Below are 18715 nucleotides of genomic sequence, written 5' to 3' on the forward strand. Positions count from 1 at the left end.
GCTCAGTGGATGTCGTAGTGAAGCTGGAGCGGCTGGCCGTTGCGCAGCACGGTCAGGTTGATCGTGGACTGGTTGCGCAGGCTGCCGAGCATCTGCATCGCGCGCGCCGGGTCGCTCACGGTCTGTCCGTCGACGCTGGTCAGAATGTCGCCGTCGTGCAGGCCGACCTGGTCGAAAATCGAGCCCGGCTGGATCTCCGACAGACGAAAGCCGTCGGAGCTGCCGTCGGCGCCGATATTGGGGATCGCGCGAATCTGGGTGAACAGCGACGCCATGTTCCGAAGGTTGTCGTTCAACGTCAAGCGGTCGACGGCAAAGCGTCCGGGGCCGAGCGGGCGCACTCCACGCCCTGAGAGGGGCGAGAAAGGACGCCCTGGGCCCAACGAGCGCGCCGCCCATGGATAGGGGAGCGCCCGCGCATCGCTGGCGGCGGGGACGGGCGCCGCCGGCATCTCGAGCTTTATCCGCCGCCCTTGGTGCAGGATGATCGCGTGGTCCTTATAAACGCCCACCAGCTTGCCGGCCTCCGGAATCTCGTCGCCCAATCTGTAGAGCGACTGCCTCTGGGTGTTCTGGTCGAGCACGATGATGAACGGGCGCGAGAGCGTAAGCTGCGAGGTTCCGATCAGCTTGATGTGAAGGTTGGTCGCCGTTTCCGCCGGCGTTTCGGGCGCGGGTTCGAGATTAAAAATGTCGCGCCGGACGATCGCCTCGTAGTACGCGCGCGGACGGGCCTGTGCGGCCACCGGCCGGGGGCGGGTAAGCGCGGGCAGCTCAAGCGGCGCCCCGCCTCCCAGGCGGCCCCGAATAACGTCGTTGACCGAGAGCGCCAGAAAGTAGGCAAGCGCAGCGATCAGCAACAGGTTGAGCGCCGTGAGATAGCGCTCGGAGAACGCCAGCCGCAGCGTCATCAGACGAACGCCTCGACCCCGTAGGCGCAGCCTTCGACCAGGCGCTGTACGTCGTAGTTCCAGCGCCCCTTCCAGCGTTCTATCGTCAGGCTCGCCTGGGTCACCCCGCTACGCACCTGGTCGAGCAGGCGCAGCAGGTAAACGCTCTCGTTCTCGCCGCGCGCGTTGACCGCGTTGTGGCGCTCGAGCCCCACGCTCGCGATCATCAGGAGCTCCAGCGCGAGGTCGCGCAACGGGATTCGTCCTGCGCGCGCCTGGAGCCCCAACTTGTGCGCCGCGTCGGTCAGCAGCAGACGCTCCTCGAAGTTCCAGCGCTTGACCAGATCCCAGGCGCCCGCCATGCAGTCGGTGTCGTACAGGATCCCCTTGCAGAGCGCCGGCAGCGCCAGCATCAGCGCCGGCGGCTGGCTGTCCGCGGTGCGCACCTCGACGTACTTCTTGAGCCGCACCTCGGTGAAGATGGTGGTCAGATGGTTGGCCCAGTCGTCGAGCGTGGCGCGCTCGCCGCGCCATCCGCGCTCCATGAACTGGCGGAAGGTGATGCCGGGCGGCTGGGTCAGGTCGAGGTAGTGGTGGTCGCGCTCGATGAAGTACATCGGAACATCGAGCGCGTACTCAGCGTAGTCCTCAAAACTCGTGTCGTCGCGGAAGACGAACTCGAGCGTGCCGCAGCGGTCGCGGTCGGTGTCCATCCAGATGTGCCCGCGGTAGCTCTGGTAGCCGTTGAGCCGGCCGTCGCTCAGCGGCGAGTTGGCAAAGATCGCATAGAGCAGCGGAACCAACCCCATGCTGACGCGCAGCTTGCGCATCGCGTCGGGCTCGTCGCTGTAGTCAAGGTTGGCCTGCACGCCCGCGGTCTGCTTCATCATCCGCTGGCCGAGCCGCCCCTTGCGCGCCATGTACGGGTACATGATTTGGTAGCGCGCCTTGGGCAATAGCTCGATCTCGTCGACCGTGCTGATCGGCTGCATCCCCAGTCCCAGCACCACCGCGCCAAGCTCGTTGCCGACCTCGACGAGTTGCTCGATATGGCGTGTGAATTCGGCGTACGCGCAATGAATCGTTTCGCACTGTTCGCCCGAGAGCTCGATCTGGCTGCCGGGCTCGATCGTGATCGCGGCGCGCTCGCCCCTTAGGGCGAGGATGCGGCCGTTTTCCTTGACCGGCTCGTAGCCGTAGCGAGCGGCCAGCCTGCGCAGGATTTCCTCGACCCCGTTCGGCCCGGAGAAGGGCAGGGCACGCCCGTCGCGCGCAGAGACTATGACCTTCTCGTACTCGGTGCCGACCCGCCATCGCTCGCGCGGCTTGGCCCCGCTGGCGAAGTAGTCAATAAGCTGCTGGCGGGATTCGATCGGATCGCTCGTCGACATACGCTCGGCTCCGAAAGCGGCGCTTCGCGCGCGAGCTTATCATGGCTTTGTCCGAACCCGTAGGCAAGGCTGCGCGGGCCTTGTCGGGCGCCGCCGCCTTGCCTAACGTGGGTGCGGTTTAACGGGCAGATCGGGGAGCGGCGAAGGCGAATGGCGCAGGCGGTGCTCGCAATCGACCAGGGGACCACAGGGACGACGGTGATGGTCCTCGACGCGAGCGGGCGCATCCTTGGCCGCGCTTATGGTGAGATTCGTCAGTACTACCCGCGCCCGGGATGGGTCGAACACGACCCGGAGGAGATCTACCGTTCGGTGGTACGCCTGAGCCGGCGGGCAATCGGCGAGTCGCGCGTCGGCGCCGACGGTATCGCCGCCGCCGGCATCACCAACCAGCGCGAGACGTTCGTCGTATGGGAACGCGGCAGTGGCCGCCCAATCCATCGCGCGATCGTCTGGCAATGCCGGCGCAGCGCGGCGATCTGCGCTGCGCTCAAGCCGCGCGAGACCGAAGTGAGCCTCCGCACCGGGTTGCTGATCGATCCGTACTTCTCCGGCACCAAGCTCAGGTGGCTGCTCGACACCCGCCCGGAGCTGCGCCGGCGCGCCGCGCGCGGCGAGCTGTGCTTCGGCACGATCGATTCGTGGCTGGTCTTCCGGCTTTCGCGTGGCAGCGGGTTCGTCACCGATTTCACCAACGCCTCGCGCACGCTGATGTTGAACCTGCGCAGCCGTGCATGGGACAGGGAGATGCTCAGGATGCTGGGCGTGCCGGCCGAGATGCTGCCGCAGCCGGTAAGCTCGCGCGGGCCGCTGGCCGAGGCCGCAGCAGGAACACTGGCGTCGCGCGCGATCCCAATCGGGGCCGTTATCGGCGACCAGCAATCGGCGCTCTACGGCCAGCGCGCGGTGCGCGCGGGCGAGGCCAAGGCGACCTACGGAACCGGCGCATTTCTCCTGATGCATACGGGCGACCAGCCGGTCGCCTCACGCAACCGGCTACTTACCACCGCGGCGTTGGGGCCGACCGGCGAGCCGGCCTACGCGCTGGAGGGCTCGGTGTTTATCGCGGGTGCGGCGATTCAATGGCTGCGCGACGAGTTAGGGCTCATCGGCGCGTCGGCCGAGAGCGAGAGGCTCGCGCGCGCAAGTCGCGAACGCACTCATCCGTATCTGGTGCCCGCCTTCGTCGGGCTGGGCGCGCCGTACTGGGACGCAGACGCGCGCGGCGCGATTGTCGGGATCACGCGGGGCACCAGCCGGGCCGACCTGGTGCGCGCGGCGCTTGATTCCATTGCCTACCAGGTGCGCGATGTCGTCGTCGCGATGGAACGCGATACCGGGCGGCGGGTGCGCGAGCTGCGAGTTGACGGAGGGGCGACCGCCAACGACTACCTGATGCAGTTCCAGGCCGACGTGCTCGGGCGTCCGGTGCGGCGCCCGGCGATGGCGGAGACGACGGCGTTGGGTGCGGCGATGCTGGCCGGACTGGCAGCGGGAGTGTGGCGCTCGCCGCGCGAGTTGGCGGCGCTCAAGCGCGCGGGGCGAGTGTTTCGTCCGGCGATGCGCGCACAAGAACGCAAGGGGTTGCTCAGCGGATGGCGCGACGCGGTCGCCCGAGTGCGCAGTTCGCTGTGAGGGCGCGGCCGCCAGCGCGTCGGTCAAATTGAGCCAGGAGGCGGAGGGTCGATCCATGGTGCTGAATGCGTGGCCGCGCGTATTGCTGGTGTTTCCAGAGCATTATGCGGACGCCGCAGCGCTGCTCAGCCGCGCATTCGTCGCCGATCCCCTGGCGCTGGCCACCGCGCCCGAGCCCAGGGAACCCGAAGCACGCGCCCGACGCCTGACCGGCCTGTTCGCCACCGCGCTCCGCATCCACCGCGCGGCTGGCCAGCCCGTCTTTGGCGTGTTCGACGGTGGGCGGCTGGTCGCGGCAGCCGTCGTCGAAGGCACGATGCATGCGCCGTCGAGCGTGACCGTCTTTCATGGCCTCGCGACACTGCCGACGCTGATTCGGGCGGTCGGATGGGCCGGGATGGCGCGTTCGATCAAGCTCGTCGATACGCTGGCGCGCAACCATCCGCCCGAGCCGCATCTCTATCTCAACATCCTTGGAGTCGAGCCCGCCTTCCAGGGCCGCCATGGCGGCGTCGCGATTCTCGACTATCTGCGCGAGCTGGCGGCCGCGCGCACCGACGTCGCGGGCGTGTATCTGGAGACCGCGAAGGAAGCCAACGTCGGGTACTACATGCGCAACGGCTACGAAGTGATCGGCGAATTCTATCCGCTGGGCGTGAGGTGTTGGCGGATGTTCCAGCCGCGGCGGGCTTAATCCCGTTTCACCTCGGCGCAACGGCGCGCCGGATTGATCCGCGTGACGCGCAATCCCCTGGATGTCCAGCCGACGTCGAAGCCGACGCTGTCGCCCGGGTTCAGCAGATCGATTCCCGGCATGCGGCCACCAAGCGGCGCGCCAACGACCTCGACGAAAGGAAACTCGAAAGGGAGTTCGCGTCCGGAGTGCGCGCGCACCATGCCGCGCCCACGCGCCCGATCCAGCGAGAGGATCATCCCGCGGTAAAAGTTGTCGGGAAAGCGCTCGGCGTCGAACAGATCGCTCATCTCGCTCATCCCGGCTCCTTCAGCAGCGCATCCAGTTCGCCCCGCTGTTCAAGCGCGCGCAGTTCGTCGTAGCCGCCAATAATTTTGCCGTTGATGAAGATTTCGGGTACCGTACGCCGGCCGCCCGCCCGTTCGACCATCTTCGCGCGCCGCACCGGGTCATCGGTTACGTCGATTTCCTCGAAGGCGACACCCTTGTGCGTCAGTAAGGATTTGGCTCGTACGCAGTAGGGGCAGTACTCCGTCGTGTAAACCTCGACTTTGGCCACCACTCACCTCTGGTTTATTTTCGACCGCCACGGCCACCTTGTCCAGATGAGCGGCTTCCCAAAGGAACCGTCTCAGCGCGCGTCTGTATACAGCCGCGCCAGGCGCGCCGGCGAGACGCCCATCAGGAACGCGGCGCGGATGAGCCACATCTGGAGCACGGTCCGGAGCACGCCGCCGCGATGCCATCGCCGCGCCGAGGTCACCACGCATGAACGCAGGCAGGCGACGCGGCCTGCGCGCTTGAGCCGGCGCGCGAAGTCGAGGTCCTCGCACAGCTCGATTTCGCGATAGCCGCCGAGCCGCGCGAAGACCTCGCGCCGCACGAACAACGCCTGATCGCCGGTGCCGGTGTGGCTGAGCCGCGAGCGCACGCTGATAAGCCATCCGATAAGGCGCATTAGCGGCGCCGGATCCTCCAGCCGCACGTCGAAACGGCCGCCGACCACGGTTGGAGTGGCGAGCGCGGCGTCGATGTCACGCGCGAAGTTGCGCGGCACGAGCGTGTCGGCGTGCACGAACGCCAGCGTATCGCCGTGGGCGGCGGCGGCGCCCGCGTTCATCTGGCGCGCCCGCCCGCGGGGCGCACTTAGCAGTGTTGTGCATCGCGGACGCGCCTCCTCGATGCTGCGGTCTGCGCTGCCGCCGTCCACGACGATTATCTCGGCACCGGGTGCGCCAACCGCGAGCGCCTCGAGCGTGCGCGCGATGGCGCGCTCCTCGTTGAGCATCGGCACGATAACCGAGAGCTGTTTCACGGCGGCCGCGCCGGCGCGCTACGGCAAGGCGCTCAGTGAGAGCGCGAGGCAGTGGGAGGCGGATTGAGCAAGGCCTGATGCTCGTCAACGGCGGACTCGGCGGCGTCCGGCGCCGGCGCGATAATTACGCGGCGGCCTTCGATTTTGAGCCGGCCTTCCTGATACAGCCGGATCGCCAGCGGATAGATGCGATGCTCCTGGGCGAGGATGCGCTTGCTCAGGCGCTCCTCGTCGTCGCCGGGCATCACCGGCACCGCCGCCTGTACGATAATCGGGCCGTCGTCCACGCCCTCGCGCACAAAAAACACCGTGCATCCTGCGATCCGCACGCCGTATTCGAGCGCCGCCTTCTGCGCGTCAATTCCGGGGAAGGCGGGCAGCAGCGCGGGATGGATATTCATGATGCGGTCGGGAAAGGCGGCGAGCATCACGGGCGAGAGCAGGCGCATGAACCCGGCGCAGGCGACTAGCTCGACACCATGCTCGTTCAGCGCCGCGGCCAAGGCGCGGTCGAAATCTTCGCGCGCGGCAAAGCGGCGATGCTCGATGACGCGGGCAGGGATACCGTGGCGGCGCGCACGCTCGAGTCCCTGGGCGGCGGGGCGGTTCGAGACGACGAGGCGGATTTCAGCACGCAACTCGTTGCGCTCGATGGCGTCGATTATAGCCTGCAAATTGGTGCCGGTGCCGGAAATCAGCACCCCCAGCCTAACCGGCGGCCGTTGCTTCATCGCGCGATGCTCCCGTGCGGTATGCCGCGCGTCTCAGCCTATCACCACGCCGCGTTCACCACGTCTGATTTCGCCCACGACGCGAGCGGGCGTGCGCCGGCGGCGCAGATGAGCCACGACCGCGTCGGCGGCCGCGCTCGGCACGACGGCGATCATCCCCAGGCCGTTGTTGAACGTGCGGTCCATCTCGGCGGTGTCGATTCGTCCGAGCCGCGCAATGAGGTCGAAGATCGGCGGCACCTGCCAGCTGCCGCGGCGGATCACGGCTCGTGCTCCCCGGGGCAGGACGCGCGGCAGGTTTTCGATCACGCCGCCGCCGGTGATATTGGCAAGCCCGCGAATCGGAAAGCGTTCGAAAAGTTCCACCGCGATTTTTGCGTAAATCTTGGTCGGGCGCAGCAGCTCCTCGCCCAGCGTGCATCCGAGTTCCGACACACGCCCATTAAGTCTGAGCCGCGCGCGCTCGAGCAGCACCCTGCGCGCGAGCGAGAAGCCGTTGGAGTGCAGTCCGCTGGAGGCCAGGCCTATCAGCACGTCGCCCGCCCCGATCCGCTCGGGGCGCGGGATCCGCGCGCGCTCGGCGACCCCCACGGCGAAGCCCGCGATGTCGTATTCGCCCGGGCGATAGAAGCCCGGCATCTGCGCGGTTTCGCCCCCAACCAGGCTCATCCCGGCCATCCGGCATCCGCGCGCCACACCCTTGACCAGCGCCAGCGCGACGGCGGAGCTGAGCTTGCCGGTCGCGATGTAGTCCAGGAAGAAGAGCGGCCGCGCGGCGTGGCATACGATGTCGTTGACGCACATCGCGACGCAGTCGATACCGACCGTGTCGTGGCGGCCGGTGAGAAAGGCGATCTTGAGCTTGGTGCCGACGCCGTCGGTGCCGGCGACCAGCACCGGCGAGCGCATCGCGCGTGCGCCGTCGAGGCTTACCAGCGCGCCGAAGCCGCCGATCCCCTCCAGCACCTGCGCGCCGAGCGTCGGTCGCGCCAGCCGCCGGAACATCGGCACCAGCCGCTGCTTGAGCTCGATATCGATGCCCGCCGCCTTGTAAGTGAGCCCGTGCGCCATCGGCTACCCGCTCCTCCTAATGGCGAGCGCTCCGGCGCGCCATGCGCGCTTGCCGTCGGGATAGACCGTGATTCCCTCGCGGTAGCGCAAAAGTTCCATCCTTGCCGCGTCGAGCATCTCCCGCAACTCGTAATGCTTGAGCAGGAAATCGGGATTGCGCGGATGGCCGAATGCGATCTGATCGATGAGAAACGTATCGAAGAGCAGCATGCCGCCCGGTTTGAGGCTCGCCACGAGGCGTGGCGCAAGGCCGCGGTCGAGGAAGCTCACGTTGAGCGCAAGATCGAAACGGTCGCAGGGCAGGGGATAGTCGCAGAGATCCGCGACGACAGGCCAAGCCGCAAGGCGCTCGGCGCGCGCAGCGGCCTGCATCGCGCGCAGGCCCGCCTCCGCGTAGTCGATCGCAACCACTTTGAAGCCCGCGCGCGCCAGCAGCAGGCTATGGCGACCGGCGCCGGCAGCGGCGTCGAGCGCGAGGCCGCCGCGCGGCAGCAGCGCCATCATTTCGGACACCCACGGCTCCGGCGCTTGGGGCGCGGCGCCGGCGCGGTAGCGCTCGTTCCACTGCGGGCGATTAGGCTCGTTCACAGGACGCGGGCCAGGGTGAAGACGTCGATACGCCGGGCGCCGGCGGCGCGGAGCACGCGCGCGCATTCGCCGACCGTCGCGCCGGTGGTCATGACGTCGTCAACAAGCAGCACGCGCCGGCCGGCGACGCGCGCCGGCCGGCACACCTTGAACGCGTTGCGCACGTTGCGGGCGCGTTCGGCGTGGTCACGCGCCGTCTGCGGCGGAGTCGGACGTACGCGGGCTAGCGTGGCGACGTCGATGGGGCATTTGAACCGGCGGGCGAGTGCCGAGCCCAGCAGCGCCGCCTGATTGAAGCCGCGCCATCGCAGGCGCGCGCGATGAAGCGGCACGGGGATGACGAGATCGTAGCCGTCGGCTGCGAGCGGCGGCGCGGCGTCGAGGCATTCCGCCAGCGCGCGTCCCAGCGACTGGTCGAGACCGTACTTGTGGCGGCGCAAGAGCGAACCGACGGTGTTCGAGCCCTCGGCGCCGGCACGATAGCGGGTAATCGCACGTGCAGAGTCGAAAGCAGGTGGCAAAACCAGGCACTGCCGGCAACGCTGACTGCCATCATCGTGCGCCAGCGGCGTGCCGCATACGTCGCACAGCGCTCCCGCGAGCGGCTCAATACCGGCCAGGCATCGCGCGCACAGGCGGCGAGCAGAGTCGATCGGCATCGACACGCCGCACATCGCGCATCGCGGCGGATAAACAAAATTGAGCAGATAGCGCAACATCGCCCGCCTTCATTGATGAAGGCTTAAGCCGGCTAACTCAAGTACCGAACGTACGGGCGCTGTGGATAAGGCGCGGCGGTTCGAGGTTGGCCCCCTTGCGCGGCCATCCGCCTCGGCCGCTCTTATGGTATAGGGAAAACCATGAAGACGCCGCTTGACGGAATAAGGGTCATCGACTGGACGATCTGGCAGCAGGGGCCGTATTCTACCGCGCTGCTCGGCGACCTGGGCGCTGAAGTCATCAAGCTTGAGACACTGGAGGGCGACCCGGGACGCGCGATTTTCGCGGTTTCCGGCAGCACCACCGAGCGCAACGGGCGCAACTTTTACTTCGAATCCAACAACCGTCACAAGAAGAGCGTCACGCTGGATTTGAAAAAGCCTCAAGCGCGCGAGATCGTTTACCGTCTGGTCGAACGGAGCGACGTGTTCGTGCAAAACTACCGCAAGGGCGTCGCCCAGCGGCTCGGCCTCGACTACAAGACCCTGCGCGAGCACAACCCTAAGCTCATCTATGCGACCGCCTCCGGCTACGGGCCCGAAGGGCCCGACAGCGGCGAGCCATCGTTCGATTACCTGGCGCAGGCGCGTTCCGGGATCATGAATATCGCCGGCATCAATAGCGACGAGCCGGTGTACCTGTTCGGCGGGGTGGCCGACCAGATGGGCGCGATCATGTTGTGCTACGGCGTGCTGACGGCGTTACTCGCACGCGAGCGCTACGGCGTCGGACAGGAGGTCAACGCGTCGCATCTCGGCTCGATGATCGCGCTCCAGGGGCTCAATCTCTCGTGCCGCACGATCCTGGGGACCGAGTTCCGCCGCAATACGCGCGAGAATTCCTTCAATCCGCTGTGGAACCACTACCGATGCGCGGACGGCAAGTGGCTGACACTCGGGATGATCCAGGCCGATCGCTACTGGAAGGACCTGTGCAACACGCTCGGCGCGCCCGAGCTGATCGACGACCCGCGCTTCAAAGACATCGCGGTGCGCGGCAAGCATTGCAAGGAACTGATCGCGATCTTCGACCGGATCTTCGCGACCCAGCCTCGCGACGAGTGGATGCGGCGGCTGAAGGCGGGCGGCGACTTCATCTACACCGTCGTCAATCGCGTCTCCGACCTGCCCGACGACCCGCAGGTGCAAGCCAACGAGTATGTGGTCAACTATCAACATCCCACAATGGGCGAGATGAAGCTGGTCGGCTTCCCGGTGCGCTTCAGCGAGACGCCGGCCGAGCCGCGCGGCCACGCGCCCGAGCTGGGCGAACACACCGAAATGATCCTGACCGAGATGCTGGGCTATAGCTGGGAGGACGTGGCGCGGCTTAAGGAGTCGGGTGTAATCTGACGCGGCGCGAGGCGTGCCGATAGGCGGCGCGCATCGGGGAGGAGACAGTCGTATGCCAGCAATCACCGGCACCATGGAAGACCGCGAGCAGATCCGCGAGCTTTACGCCCGCTATGCGATTTACATCGACAACAGCCAGTTCGACGACTGGGTCAACTGCTTTACCGAGGACGGGATTTTCGAAAGCCCGATGCTCGGCAAACATGAGGGGCACGCCGCGCTGCGGCGCTTTTGCTCGTCGTACAAAGAATCGTGGGCGGGCGCGCAGGTGCGCCACATGATGGTTAACGTGAGCTTCGACGTCCACGGGGACCACGCCCATGGCACCTGCAACCTGATCTATTTCCATATCAAGGGCGGCAAGACCGAGCTGGCCGCGGTCGGCGGCTACCGCGACGAGCTACGCAAGGTCGGCGCCAACTGGCTGTTCGCCCATCGCAAGGTCTGGGTGGACAAGTAAGCCCCGCCTAGCCCCGCGCGCTGCGTCCTGCTTCGTGCAGCGCGTCCTCCAAATCGCGCGGCAGCGGCGCGCGCACGCGCGCCGCTCCCGAGCCGGGCGAGCGAAATTCGATTTCCGCCAGATGGAGCCAGAAGCGGCCGGGCGCAAGCGCTCGAAGCGGCGGCCCGCCGTACAGCGCATCCCCGGCGATAGGATAGCCCGCCTGCGAGAGATGGACACGAATCTGATGGCGCATCCCGGTGCGCGGCGTCACCGCGACCAGGCTGAAGCGCCCGATTCGACGGATCGGCTCAACCGCCGTCGCGGCCGGGCGCGCCCCGGTGCGCGTCGCGCCCACGGCGAGCATCCGACGCGCGCTGCGCGGATGGTGGGCGAGCGGCGCGTCGATTTGAAGTGGTTCTTTAAATTCTCCCGCAACCAGCGCATGGTAGGTGCGGCGGATGCATCCGGCGCGGATGGCGGCGCGCAACTCAGCGAACGCTACCCGCTCCAACGCCACCAGCAGCGCGCCCGACGTGCCGTTGTCCAGTCGGTGGACCAGGCCGCCCTCGCGCAAATCGTCGCCGGATGCGGCCGCCCGCGGGAAGCGCGCAACCACTCCGTTCATCACGGTGCCGCGCTCGCCGGGACGCAGTGGATGGCATGGGAGGGGCGCGGACTTGTTGACGACCAGCACGGCGGAGTCACAAAAGAGAATCTCAAGCGCAACATCAGGGTCGGGCGCGAGAGCGGCCAGGACCGGCGCCGCCGCCACCTCGACGCGGTCCGAAGTGCCGACCAACTCGCCCTTGCCGCGCGGCCGGCCGTTGACGCGCACCAAGCCCTGCGCCAGCATCTGGCGCGCGGCGCGGCGCGAGCGCGCAAAGCCGCGCCGCACCAAGTACTGATCGAGCCGTTCGCGCGCGTCCTGGGCGCTCAATTGGGAGTCAGGCGCAGCCGCACCCAGCCTTCAATTTTCTCGCGGAAGCCGGCGAACGGATCCTGCTTGGGCGCGGGCGCGAAGAAACATTTGCGCATGTAGTCGAGCGCGCCCGAGTAGTTCTCGAACCCGCGGCTGAGCTCCTCGAAGATCAGAAAGCCTGGCCGGTAGAGTTGCACGTCGAATTCGGAAACCGCCTGGTAGGAGCGCTTGCCCTCTTCGAGGTAATAGTCGAGATAACCGCCGCGCTCGACGAAGGCGCGGAACAGGCCGGACATGAACAGCGTGTAGTCGCCCACGTACTTGCGCAATTCGCGTTCGCCTACCATGCGCCGGCGGGTGTGCGGAGCGCCCATTTGCGCTGCCAGCATCTCGACCACGCTGGTCACGCGCCGTCCGCGCGCGTCCCGTATCGTCAGCCATCGCTCGGAAGCGCTGAATTCGGTAAGCATCGAGGCTACGTAATCGACGATTTGCTGATCGCCCAGCCCGAGCTGGCCGAAACTGGTGCGGGTGAGGGCGAGAAAGAAATCTTTGAGTCGCTTGGCGGACGGGCGTTCGAGATCCATAGTCCCTGCTCAACGCGATGCCCGACGAGCCCACCCCCGCCGGGGCTGACCTGTAAAAATTCTAGCAGACGAATTCACCGCTTGCGAAATCGCTCGCTCATCGCGGCGCAAGCGGAAGCGGTGACGGCGCGATACCCGAACCCTGACCCGGGGCCGGCAGTGGCGCAGGAGCTACCTCCGGCGCTGGCGCGGGCGGCCGCCTGTAGGCTGGAAACTGCTTCCATGACGCCCACAGCAGAATCGCGAGTACGATGAGTACGACGATCACGTCGCTCAGACCAAGCCGCGTTGCGCCGCGACGCCATCGGAATATCTTTCGGCCCCGCTCCATCACAACCCCTGCGCCCATCGCGCGCGAATGCGCGTCATGGCCCCGCGGCATCTTGGCCGGCGCTTGCACGTAGCTTTGCCGAGCGCATCGCGGCGCGCGACACGTTGGCCGGCAATCCGAACAGGCGGCGCAATTCGCGCCCGGTCAGCGAGCGCGCCGTCGCCGCCAGCTTGAGCGGCGAACCCGCCGCCACCAGACGTCCGCCGTCCTCGCCACCGCCCGGGCCGAGGTCGATCACGTAGTCCGCGTGCGCGATGAATTCCAAATTGTGCTCGATCACGATCAGCGTGTTGCCCTCGGCGACCAGCCGGCCGAGCACGCGCAGAAGCTGGCGAATGTCAGCTGAGCTGAGGCCGGTGGTCGGCTCGTCGAGCAAAAACACGCGCCCAGCCGCCCTGCCGCCGGGCGTCGCCGGCGCAGGCTCGAGCTCGACCAGCAAGAAGCGCGACAGCTTGAGCCGCTGCGCCTCGCCGCCCGAGAGCGTCGAGGTCGTCTGGCCAAGGCACAGATAGCCCAAGCCGACCGCGCTCAGCGCTTCGAGCCGGCGCGTGATTGCGGGAGTGCGCGCAAAGAAGATGCGCGCCTCGTCAACGGTCAGAGTGAGGACCTCGTTGATGTTCTTGCCCTGGTAGCGGATGGCGAGGATATGGCTTTTGAAGCGGCGGCCGTCGCAGGCATCGCACTGCACTTCGAGGTCGGCCATGAAGTGCATCTCGATCGTCACGGTGCCGGTGCCGTGGCACTTTTCGCACCGGCCGCCGTCGACGTTGAACGAGAAGTGGCCGGGCTGGATACCAAGGCGGCGCGCGTCGGGACTCTGCGCGAACAGCTTGCGGATGTCGTCGTAGATCTTCAGGTAAGTCGCCGGATTCGAGCGCAGCGAGCGCGCCGGCAGCTCCTGCCCCATGTGGACCATCTCGCCGACCAGTTCCAACCCCTCGATGCGGTCGCACGCGCCGACCTCGCTCACCAGCTCGCCGCGCGAGCGCAGGTAGTTGTTGTAGAGCACGTCCTCAACCAGGGTCGATTTACCGGAGCCCGAGACCCCGGTGACGCACACCATCCGGCCCAGCGGAATCCGCACGTCGATGTCCTTGAGGTTGTGCTCGCGCGCGCCGACGATGTGAAGGGCGGGGTCGCGGCGCGAGAAACGACGCTCGCGCGCCAGCGCCCGCATCAGCATCACCCGCCCCGGCATCTCGGCCGGCGCCTTGCCCGCGCGCACCCGTGCGGGCGGTCCGGCGCGCATCAGGCGGCCGCCCTCGCGTCCGCCGCCCGGGCCGAGCTCGACCACAAAATCGGCGCCCGCGATCATCGCGGGGTCGTGTTCGACCACCGTCACCGTGTTGCCGAGGTCGCGCAGATGGCGCAGCACGCCGAGCAGGCGGCGCACGTCGCTCGCGTGCAGGCCCACGGTCGGCTCGTCGAGCGCGTATAGCGTGCCGGTGAGCAGGCTGCCGAGCGCGCCCGCCAGATGGATCCGCTGGGCCTCGCCGCCGGAGAGCGTACGGGCCTGGCGTTCGAGGGTCAGATAGCCGAGCCCCACTTCCTCAAGATAGCCGACGCGCCCGCGCAGCTCGCGCAGTACAGCGCCCGCGCGTTCCTGCACGTCGCGCCGACGTGCGAGCGCTTCCAGCCATCGCGCGAGCTCGCGCACGGCGAGCCGACCGACTTCGGCGATCGTCATTCGCGCGACGCGCACATTGAGCGCCTCGGGCCTGAGCTTGCTGCCGTCGCAGGCGGGGCAGGGCACGAAGCGGCGATAGCGCGCGAGCAGGATTCGGACATGCGTCTTGTAACGCCGCCCTTCGAGCCAGCGGAAGAAGCCGCGCACGCCCGGCCATCGCTCCCAGTCACGCTCTTCGCCTTCCTCGCGTGGCTCGCCCTCGAGCAGCCATGTCCGCTCGGCGTCGGTCATCTCGCGAAAGGCAACTGCGGTGCGGATATGGGCGCGGCGGGCGCACTTCAGCATCCAGTTCTTCATTTCGCGGTAGGCCGGCGTACGCCACGGCGCGATCAGCCCCTGACGCAGCGAGAGACCGGGATCGGGGATAACCTTCTCAAGGTCGAGCTCGACGGTGCGGCCGAAGCCCTCGCATTGGGGACAGGCGCCGAGCGGGCTGTTGGCCGAAAAGAGCGCCGGCGTTGGTTCGGGAAACAACGTGCCGCAGCGCGAGCAGTTGAAGCGGCGATCGAACTCGACGCCGCCGGTGACGCGTATCCGTCCGTCCTCGCGCATTACGCCGAGCGCGCGCGCCCGCCCGCCTCCGAGATAGAACGCCTTCTCCAGCGCCTCGCGCACGCGCGCTTCGGCGCCCACCGCATCGTTGGCGACGCGGTCGATTACAACCATCAAAGGCCCGGCGGGAGCAGCCGCGCCGTTGGCGGTCGCGTTCGGCCGGGCTGCGCCGTCCTCTGATGCGCGCGCGAGCAGCATGGCGGTTTCGATCACCTCGCCGTCGGCGAACAGGCGATGATATCCGTTCTGGGCGAGGAAATCGCAGGCGGCGGTGATCGAGCGCGAGCCCGGCTCGAATGGGGCGAGGAAGAGATGCGCTCCCGGCTCGGCGAGCACGCGCGCCGCCGAGCTCTCGACGGTGTCGCGCGCGACCTCCTCGCCGCAGCGTGGGCAAATGGTGCGGCCGACGGTCGCAAACAGCAGCCGGAGATAGTCGCTGATCTCGGTGACGGTGCCGACGGTGGAGCGCGCGTTCTTGATCGCGTTCTTCTGGCGTAAGGCCAGCGCCGGCGGAATCTCCGAAATCGCATCGACGTCCGGCCGGTCCATCCGTTCCAGGAACAGCCGCGCGTAGGTGGACAGGCTCTGCACGTAGCGCCGCTGGCCCTCGGCGTACAGCGTGTCGAAGACCAGGCTCGATTTGCCCGAGCCCGAGACGCCGGTAACGACGGTCAGCCGGTTATGCGGAAGTTCGAGCGAGACGCCCTTGAGGTTATGGGTGCGCGCCCCGCGGATGCTGATCGAGCGCTCCACGCCGCCCTTGTCCCCGCAGGGACGGCCGTTGGAGGAACCGTGGTGCCGCCGCCGCGGCGTCACGCTAGCGCGGATCGCTCAGCGGGCGCGCCCTTTTGCGCCGCTCGCCGGGAAATTCGCCCGCGACCTTGGCGTAGAGCTCGGCAAGCTTGACGTCGAAAGCCGCCTGAAGGCGCGCGGTCTCGGCCTTGCGCGTGGCCTCGGGCAGGTCTTGCAGGCGCGCGAGATCTTCTTCGAGCTTGAACATCAGGCGGTTGCGTTCGAGGAGATATTGGTAGCCATTCATACGGCGAGTCCCCGCGAATTCCAAAGGTAAGAATTATAGGTTAAGCTTGCGGCAGCGGACAACCACGTCCGCGTCCTTCTCAAAAGTGGCTGTCCTCCGCCGCCGTATCGCGCTCCCGCCCGCCCCTTCGGTCCTTCGCGCATGGGACGACCCCGGGCTTTCGCACGGCTTCCTTGGGCGGGAGGGAGGAGTCAGCCGCGGACCGTACGCCACGCTTAACCTTTCGTACTGGGTTGGCGATAACGCGCGCCTGGTCGATCTCAACTGGCAGCGGGCGCGGATGCTGATGCCGCGCGGGACGCGGTTCGCCCAGCTCAACCAGGTCCACGGCAAAACGGTACACGTCGTACATCCGCATCACACGGGCGATCCGCGCCCGCCGGGCGACGGCCTCATCACGACCGCTGCCGGCCTGGCGCTATGCATCTTTACTGCGGACTGTGTGCCGGTGCTGCTGGTCGACGCCGAGCGCGGCGTGCTTGGCGCGCTGCACGCGGGATGGCGCGGAGCGCTGGCCGGAGTTGCGGCGGCGGGCGTGCGCGCGATGGTGCGCCAGAGGGCGCGGCCGGCGCGGATTCGCGCGGCGCTCGGCCCCTCGATCGGCCCGTGCTGTTACGAGGTCGATGCGGCGCTGGCCGAGCAGTTTGTCCGCCGCATCCACGGCGCCGGCGGCCATACCCGCGCAGGCACCCGGACGGACAAGGTTTATCTCGATCTACGCGGAATTATCGCCGACCAGCTCGTAGAGGCGGGGCTTGCGCGCGAGGCGGTGCAAAAGATCGGTCCGTGCACGCGGTGCAACTCCGAACGTTATTTCTCGCGGCGCGCCGCCGGCGGCGCGCCCACCGGCCTCCAGTTGAGTTTCATCGCGCGCGTCATGGGCTGAAATTTTCGCCTCCGTTGATTGGGGTGTGCGGCGCCAGGCGCCTTGGCTGCGGCAGCGCGCGCCGGATTGCGCTAGACTGAAAAGGTCTCGCGGCGCTACGTCCGCGCCGCCGAATCTTGGAGAAGCGTTGATGGAAGCGTCGCCCACCAGCGTCCGGCAAAAGACCGGATCTGACCTGGTCGCTCCCGACTGCCGCGGAACAAATTTCTATCGCGCCGATCGCGCCTTTCGCGATCTGCTCGGGGTTTACATGGAACCCGCGCTGCAGGTGCATCTCGAGCCGCACTACGATCGGCTCGGAGAGCTCGCGGGCGGCCGTCTCGACGAGCTCGCCGACCTCGCCGACAAGCATCCCCCCGTGCTTCATCCGCGCGACCGCTTTGGACGCGACGAGGAATGGATAGAGTATCATCCGGCGTACCACGAGATGGAGCGCATCGCGTTCGTCGAACTGGGCCTCCACGCGATGAGCCATCGCGCCGGCGTGCTCGGATGGCCGGAGCCGATGCCGCCGATCGCCAAGTACGGTTTCCAGTACCTCTTCGTGCAGGCCGAGTTCGGCCTGATGTGCCCGGTCAGCGTTTCTGACACCAGCAATTACGTAATCGCGCGCTACGGCAGCGACCAGCTCAAGCGCGAGCTGCTGCCGCGCCTGCTCTCGCAAGACCCGGCCACGATGTGGAAGGGCACGCAGTTCATGACCGAGAAGTCGGGCGGCTCTGACGTCGGCGCGCTCGAAAGCGTCGCGCGCGTCGAGAACGGCGAGTGGCGGCTGTACGGCGAGAAGTGGTTCTGCTCGCACGCCGACGCCGACCTGGCGCTTATCCTCGCGCGGCCCGAGGGGGCGCCCGCCGGCACGCGCGGGTTGGGGCTGTTCGCGATGCCGCGCCGGCTCGCCGACGGCAGGCGCAACCGCTACCGCGTGGTGCGTCTGAAGGATAAGCTCGGCACGCGCTCGATGGCGAGCGGCGAAATCCGGCTGGAGGGCGCCTTCGCATGGCAGGTCGGCGAACTGCGCAACGGCTTCAAGCAGATGCTCGACCAGGTCAACCTCTCGCGTCTGTCGCACGGCGTGCGCGCGGCGGCGATGATGCGGCGGTGCCTCAACGAGGCGCTATGCGTCGCGCGCAAGCGCACGGCCTTCGGCCGCGCGCTCATCGAGATGCCGCTGATGCGCCGCCAGTTGCTCAAGCTGATGGTCCCGACCGAACAAGCGCTCTCGATGTACGCGTGGACGGCGGACGTGATGGGGCGCGCGAATCGGGGCGAGGAGGGCGCCGCGCATCTTTTGCGGATTCTGACTCCGCTGTACAAGTTCCGCGCCTGCCGCGACAACCTCCGCGTGGCGACCGGCGCGATGGAGGTGCGCGGCGGCAACGGCTACATCGAGGACTGGGTCAACGCGCGCTTGGTGCGCGACGCCCAGATTGGCGTGCTGTGGGAGGGCACCAGCAACATCAACGCGCTCGACGCGATTGGGCGGGCGGCGGCCCGCATGCGCGCGCACGAGACGTTGGGCGAGGCGCTGCGTGCGCGCCTGGACGACGCGCCGCGTTTGCCGCGGCAATACCGCACGCGGCTGGCTGAATTGGTCGCCCGCGCGGTCGCGTTTGCCGCCGAAGCATCCAATGGGCAGAACGAAAAGCTCGCGCGAATGGCGGCAGGCGCGTTGTACAATGTGGGCAGCGCCGTCCTGATGGCGTGGGAGGCGGCGAAGCTCAATAACGGACGGCGGTTGCTGCTCTCACGGATGGTTGTCGAGCATCGATTAAGCCCACAAGATCCGCTCGCGCCGCCAAGCGAGGCGTGGGAGGAGCGGGCGACCGCGCTGCTGCTCGGTGACAGCGAGGTTACGCTCGACGACGCCGCGGCATTAATGGCTTGA

Annotated in this window: 19 protein-coding genes; 6 read left to right on the forward strand and 13 right to left on the reverse strand. The window is 67.6% G+C overall.

Translation table 11 applies throughout. From position 1 onward, the window contains the following. Positions 1–2: 2 nt before the first annotated feature. A complete protein-coding gene (gene gspC / locus VFB33_15125) occupies positions 3–911 on the reverse strand; it encodes a type II secretion system protein GspC (GenBank protein ID HZO83026.1) in 909 nt (302 codons plus the stop codon). After that, on the reverse strand, positions 911–2281 hold the full coding sequence (locus tag VFB33_15130) for a glutamate--cysteine ligase (GenBank protein HZO83027.1): 1371 nt from the start codon (positions 2279–2281) through the stop codon (positions 911–913). The genes gspC and VFB33_15130 overlap by 1 nt, the downstream gene beginning before the upstream one ends. A 150-nt stretch (positions 2282–2431) precedes the next feature. On the opposite strand from VFB33_15130, the gene glpK reads away from it, so the two are divergent. Then, positions 2432–3916, forward strand: a complete 1485-nt coding sequence (gene glpK / locus VFB33_15135; GenBank protein ID HZO83028.1) for a glycerol kinase GlpK — start codon at positions 2432–2434, stop codon at positions 3914–3916. A gap of 55 nt (positions 3917–3971) precedes the next feature. Beyond that, entirely contained in the window at positions 3972–4610 is a 639-nt protein-coding gene (locus VFB33_15140) for a GNAT family N-acetyltransferase (protein HZO83029.1), read from the forward strand. Here VFB33_15140 and VFB33_15145 read toward each other — a convergent pair. The 7 genes from VFB33_15145 to VFB33_15175 form a co-directional block, all read right to left on the reverse strand. Then, entirely contained in the window at positions 4607–4909 is a 303-nt protein-coding gene (locus VFB33_15145; GenBank protein HZO83030.1) for a hypothetical protein, read from the reverse strand. The two genes, VFB33_15140 and VFB33_15145, sit on opposite strands and share 4 nt — an antisense overlap. Then, positions 4906–5169, reverse strand: a complete 264-nt coding sequence (gene grxC / locus VFB33_15150; protein HZO83031.1) for a glutaredoxin 3 — start codon at positions 5167–5169, stop codon at positions 4906–4908. The genes VFB33_15145 and grxC overlap by 4 nt, the downstream gene beginning before the upstream one ends. A 72-nt stretch (positions 5170–5241) precedes the next feature. Then, positions 5242–5925, reverse strand: coding sequence for a TIGR04283 family arsenosugar biosynthesis glycosyltransferase (locus tag VFB33_15155; protein HZO83032.1), 684 nt, complete (start codon positions 5923–5925; stop codon positions 5242–5244). Positions 5926–5957: 32 nt separating this feature from the next. Beyond that, entirely contained in the window at positions 5958–6656 is a 699-nt protein-coding gene (purN, locus tag VFB33_15160) for a phosphoribosylglycinamide formyltransferase (GenBank protein HZO83033.1), read from the reverse strand. A 33-nt stretch (positions 6657–6689) separates the two neighbouring features. After that, on the reverse strand, positions 6690–7727 hold the full coding sequence (gene purM, locus VFB33_15165; GenBank protein ID HZO83034.1) for a phosphoribosylformylglycinamidine cyclo-ligase: 1038 nt from the start codon (positions 7725–7727) through the stop codon (positions 6690–6692). A gap of 3 nt (positions 7728–7730) precedes the next feature. Then, a complete protein-coding gene (locus VFB33_15170; GenBank protein ID HZO83035.1) occupies positions 7731–8231 on the reverse strand; it encodes a class I SAM-dependent methyltransferase in 501 nt (166 codons plus the stop codon). Between the two features lie 80 nt (positions 8232–8311). Next, positions 8312–9034, reverse strand: coding sequence for a ComF family protein (locus VFB33_15175; protein ID HZO83036.1), 723 nt, complete (start codon positions 9032–9034; stop codon positions 8312–8314). 141 nt (positions 9035–9175) lie between these two features. Between VFB33_15175 and VFB33_15180 the strand changes: the two genes are divergently transcribed. Next, a complete protein-coding gene (locus tag VFB33_15180) occupies positions 9176–10387 on the forward strand; it encodes a CoA transferase (protein HZO83037.1) in 1212 nt (403 codons plus the stop codon). A 52-nt stretch (positions 10388–10439) separates the two neighbouring features. Continuing rightward, positions 10440–10847, forward strand: coding sequence for a nuclear transport factor 2 family protein (locus VFB33_15185; GenBank protein HZO83038.1), 408 nt, complete (start codon positions 10440–10442; stop codon positions 10845–10847). Between the two features lie 7 nt (positions 10848–10854). Here VFB33_15185 and VFB33_15190 read toward each other — a convergent pair whose 3' ends face one another. From VFB33_15190 to VFB33_15205, 4 genes are all read right to left on the reverse strand, one after another. Continuing rightward, a complete protein-coding gene (locus VFB33_15190) occupies positions 10855–11766 on the reverse strand; it encodes an RluA family pseudouridine synthase (GenBank protein HZO83039.1) in 912 nt (303 codons plus the stop codon). Then, on the reverse strand, positions 11763–12335 hold the full coding sequence (locus VFB33_15195) for a hypothetical protein (GenBank protein ID HZO83040.1): 573 nt from the start codon (positions 12333–12335) through the stop codon (positions 11763–11765). Before VFB33_15195 ends, VFB33_15190 begins: the two co-directional genes overlap by 4 nt. Before the next feature lie 365 nt (positions 12336–12700). Continuing rightward, positions 12701–15658 carry an excinuclease ABC subunit UvrA gene (gene uvrA, locus VFB33_15200; GenBank protein ID HZO83041.1) on the reverse strand — a complete coding sequence of 986 codons (2958 nt, stop codon included), beginning with the start codon at positions 15656–15658 and terminating at the stop codon, positions 12701–12703. A gap of 64 nt (positions 15659–15722) precedes the next feature. Beyond that, positions 15723–15944: a hypothetical protein gene (locus VFB33_15205; GenBank protein ID HZO83042.1), complete on the reverse strand. Its 222-nt coding sequence runs from the start codon at positions 15942–15944 to the stop codon at positions 15723–15725. Positions 15945–16029: 85 nt separating this feature from the next. On the opposite strand from VFB33_15205, the gene pgeF reads away from it, so the two are divergent. Both pgeF and VFB33_15215 read left to right on the forward strand, forming a co-directional pair. After that, entirely contained in the window at positions 16030–16830 is an 801-nt protein-coding gene (gene pgeF, locus VFB33_15210; protein ID HZO83043.1) for a peptidoglycan editing factor PgeF, read from the forward strand. Positions 16831–16960: 130 nt separating this feature from the next. Continuing rightward, positions 16961–18715 carry an acyl-CoA dehydrogenase family protein gene (locus VFB33_15215; GenBank protein ID HZO83044.1) on the forward strand — a complete coding sequence of 585 codons (1755 nt, stop codon included), beginning with the start codon at positions 16961–16963 and terminating at the stop codon, positions 18713–18715.

Source organism: Candidatus Binataceae bacterium, assembly GCA_035650475.1.
Taxonomy (GTDB): Bacteria; Desulfobacterota; Binatia; order Binatales; family Binataceae; genus JAKAVN01.

Excerpts from the sequence above, each read along its gene's own strand:
- gspC (HZO83026.1), bottom strand. The coding sequence starts at position 911 with ATGACGCTGCGGCTGGCGTTCTCCGAGCGCTATCTCACGGCGCTCAAC.
- VFB33_15130 (HZO83027.1), bottom strand. The coding sequence starts at position 2,281 with ATGTCGACGAGCGATCCGATCGAATCCCGCCAGCAGCTTATTGACTAC.
- glpK (HZO83028.1), top strand. The coding sequence starts at position 2,432 with ATGGCGCAGGCGGTGCTCGCAATCGACCAGGGGACCACAGGGACGACG.
- VFB33_15140 (HZO83029.1), top strand. The coding sequence starts at position 3,972 with ATGGTGCTGAATGCGTGGCCGCGCGTATTGCTGGTGTTTCCAGAGCAT.
- VFB33_15145 (HZO83030.1), bottom strand. The coding sequence starts at position 4,909 with ATGAGCGAGATGAGCGATCTGTTCGACGCCGAGCGCTTTCCCGACAAC.
- purN (HZO83033.1), bottom strand. The coding sequence starts at position 6,656 with ATGAAGCAACGGCCGCCGGTTAGGCTGGGGGTGCTGATTTCCGGCACC.
- purM (HZO83034.1), bottom strand. The coding sequence starts at position 7,727 with ATGGCGCACGGGCTCACTTACAAGGCGGCGGGCATCGATATCGAGCTC.
- VFB33_15170 (HZO83035.1), bottom strand. The coding sequence starts at position 8,231 with ATGATGGCGCTGCTGCCGCGCGGCGGCCTCGCGCTCGACGCCGCTGCC.
- VFB33_15175 (HZO83036.1), bottom strand. The coding sequence starts at position 9,034 with ATGTTGCGCTATCTGCTCAATTTTGTTTATCCGCCGCGATGCGCGATG.
- VFB33_15180 (HZO83037.1), top strand. The coding sequence starts at position 9,176 with ATGAAGACGCCGCTTGACGGAATAAGGGTCATCGACTGGACGATCTGG.
- VFB33_15185 (HZO83038.1), top strand. The coding sequence starts at position 10,440 with ATGCCAGCAATCACCGGCACCATGGAAGACCGCGAGCAGATCCGCGAG.
- VFB33_15195 (HZO83040.1), bottom strand. The coding sequence starts at position 12,335 with ATGGATCTCGAACGCCCGTCCGCCAAGCGACTCAAAGATTTCTTTCTC.
- VFB33_15205 (HZO83042.1), bottom strand. The coding sequence starts at position 15,944 with ATGAATGGCTACCAATATCTCCTCGAACGCAACCGCCTGATGTTCAAG.
- VFB33_15215 (HZO83044.1), top strand. The coding sequence starts at position 16,961 with ATGGAAGCGTCGCCCACCAGCGTCCGGCAAAAGACCGGATCTGACCTG.